A 2567-nucleotide genomic window follows, 5' to 3' on the forward strand; every position below is an offset into this window, starting at 1 on the left:
GTTCCATTGTGCGCTCCTGCGGGGTCTCACCGAACAGGCTTTTCCCGCAGTGGAGCGCAAATCAGCAGTATCATACTAGAACCTACTCCTTAAAATACCAGAAATATTGGATCATGCCTCACTAAATTTATATACTTTCTTTTAAAAAATGGATCTTACCTTTTGACTCTACTACTTAAATAAAAGGTCAAATAAATGACATTAATTCTTGATTACATTATAGCAAAAAGAGTGAGCAGCATTAGCCACTCACTCCGATATTTCCAGTAAATTTTCACTAGCATAGAAAATTATTTTTTTAGATCACTACGAGAAATAATATGATCTACTAAGCCATATTCTTTCGCACGGTCAGCTGTCATAAAGTTATCACGTTCAGTATCTTTGGCAATTACTTCAACTGATTGGCCTGTTCTTTCAGCCAAAATTCCATTTAGCTTGTCACGTAAAAATAAAATACGTTTTGCAGCGATATCAATTTCAGTAGCTTGCCCTTGAGCACCACCAAGTGGTTGGTGAATCATGACTTCGGAATTTGGTAAAGCATAGCGCTTACCTTTTGTACCAGCAGCTAGTAAAAAAGCACCCATTGATGCAGCCATACCAATACAAATAGTTTGTACGTCTGGTCTAATAAATTGCATCGTATCAAAAATCGCCATACCTGCTGTAATACTTCCGCCTGGGCTATTAATATAAATTGAAATATCTTTCTCTGGATCATCTGCTTCTAGGAATAATAATTGCGCCACAATAGAGTTTGCAACATTGTCATCTATGCCACTGCCAAGCATAATGACACGATCTTTTAATAAACGTGAGTAAATGTCATAAGCACGTTCTCCACGGCTTGTTTGTTCAATAACTGTAGGAATTAAGTTCATTGAAATTGCCTCCTTCAAACATAAATTAATTTTATTACATCCTGAGTTTTTATTAGTATTTCTCAGCTGTTACTTTATCATATACAAGTTGGTCAAGGAAGGTCAAATATTATGTACGAAAAACTAAAGTTGTATTGTTCCACTTATCTTTGTATAATAGAAAAGTCGCTTGCCCTCGTGGTGCAATGGATAGCACGTAAGCCTCCGAAGCTTAAAATGTGAGTTCGATTCTCGCCGAGGGCGTTACGTAAACAGCTGTATCAACGTTTTTTAACGTTTGATATGGCTTTTTTTATGCATTGAATCAGACGATGAATCACCGTGGAATACCACGTAATTGTACGGTTGTCTGGCGTTTATGTAAACTGTAACCGCGTTTTTACTATAATAAACGGCGCAGTTCACGTAATAATCTCAGTCATTCGAAATGCGATATGGTGAAGCGTTATGATCACGTATCGAATACGTCGATTAAGAAATCCGCGGAACAGTATTCCGTTATTGCGAGAAAGGATGATTAAACGCATAAAACTGCCACCAACGAAGATTATTCCATCAGTGGCGTTTGTTCCTATTCATTTTTGTCATATTGCTCTATAAACTCTTCCGATGTCAGAATAGAAACTTTCCCTAAAACAAGTTTGTGCATTCCTGAAGCTATATCATTACTAATTAAATAGTCGGCATTGCCGAAATAAGCACACTCTAAAAACATGTCATCGTGAGAATCATTACATTTCACTGGTAAACTATTATCTGTATCTACTGTGTTAATAGACGATGAATGATAAAATACATTAATTATATAATTTAAAAACTCAATCCTCTTATCGAGATCCCGAATGTTTTTCTTAGCCATTATTTTCATCATATAAACAAGTTCACCAATAGTGTCTTGAGAAAATAAAAGTGTTAATTTAATATCATCAAAAAGTTCAATAATTCTTTTACTACTATCAATTTCATCTAATAGACCTTCAATAAAAATGTTAGTGTCAATCACAACTCTAGGCTTATTTCTCATTTTTTTTATTTGTTAACGTTTTTTTAACATCTTCTACAGTTAACCCTTGGTCCTTCATTTCCTTTTTGAGGATATTTTTCATTTTTGCAAATGCTTTAGGACGTTTTTCTGTAATAGTTGCCATGTCTTTATCCTCCTCATTACACATATTAATCACATCCTTCTCGGTATGTATATGTGCAAGTTTTATCTATAATGATTTAGATTATACCATATATTTCATATTATTGGTACGGTACCTCATTGAAAATTGTTTAACTTACGACTTAGTAAAAGTAGCGCCTACGCCATAACGAACTTTTATTCTTCCAATCGTTTTAGCCTGATTCTTTCGCAAATATTTCTTTTGGACGCAGAAGTCTTAGCTTCTCTATCTCTCGAGTTATTCATATTGCGATGGAATCCTTGCGAAACTTGATTGATAACGAATAGTTCCGTCATAAGCTTTTGATACCGGATAAATCCGCATTACTTTCTACGAGAGACTTCCTTATTTGCTTTAATTCATTTGCATAATATGCAACAGTCTGTGCAATATTGACCGCCCGCGGAAAGCGTCCGCCTGTTTCTGCATCGCTACGCTAGCTTCGAAACATGAAAGTGCGTTGTATCGCAAATCGACAGCTTCATTTTTACCCTGAATTCCCGAACAATTATAC

Annotated in this window: 3 protein-coding genes and 1 tRNA gene; 1 reads left to right on the top strand and 3 read right to left on the bottom strand. The window is 35.4% G+C overall.

The features are described from left to right. Positions 1–290: 290 nt before the first annotated feature. On the bottom strand, positions 291–884 hold the full coding sequence (clpP, locus tag B371_RS0100710; RefSeq protein ID WP_019412430.1) for an ATP-dependent Clp endopeptidase proteolytic subunit ClpP: 594 nt from the start codon (positions 882–884) through the stop codon (positions 291–293). Between the two features lie 171 nt (positions 885–1055). Between clpP and B371_RS0100715 the strand changes: the two genes are divergently transcribed. Further along, positions 1056–1127 (top strand) — tRNA-Arg (locus tag B371_RS0100715). A 328-nt stretch (positions 1128–1455) separates the two neighbouring features. Here the strand turns inward: B371_RS0100715 and B371_RS0100720 are convergent. Together B371_RS0100720 and B371_RS24225 are read right to left on the bottom strand one after the other, a co-directional pair. Continuing rightward, positions 1456–1908, bottom strand: coding sequence for a putative toxin-antitoxin system toxin component, PIN family (locus tag B371_RS0100720; RefSeq protein ID WP_019412431.1), 453 nt, complete (start codon positions 1906–1908; stop codon positions 1456–1458). Next, the gene (locus B371_RS24225; RefSeq protein WP_019412432.1) at positions 1898–2032 is read right to left on the bottom strand and encodes a hypothetical protein; all 135 of its coding nucleotides are present in this window, start codon (positions 2030–2032) and stop codon (positions 1898–1900) included. Before B371_RS24225 ends, B371_RS0100720 begins: the two co-directional genes overlap by 11 nt. Between the last annotated feature and the right edge of the window lie 535 nt (positions 2033–2567).

The organism is Paenisporosarcina sp. TG20 (assembly GCF_000286315.1).
Lineage (GTDB): Bacteria > Bacillota > Bacilli > Bacillales_A > Planococcaceae > Paenisporosarcina.

Excerpts from the sequence above, each read along its gene's own strand:
- clpP (WP_019412430.1), bottom strand. The coding sequence starts at position 884 with ATGAACTTAATTCCTACAGTTATTGAACAAACAAGCCGTGGAGAACGT.
- B371_RS0100720 (WP_019412431.1), bottom strand. The coding sequence starts at position 1,908 with ATGAGAAATAAGCCTAGAGTTGTGATTGACACTAACATTTTTATTGAA.
- B371_RS24225 (WP_019412432.1), bottom strand. The coding sequence starts at position 2,032 with ATGGCAACTATTACAGAAAAACGTCCTAAAGCATTTGCAAAAATGAAA.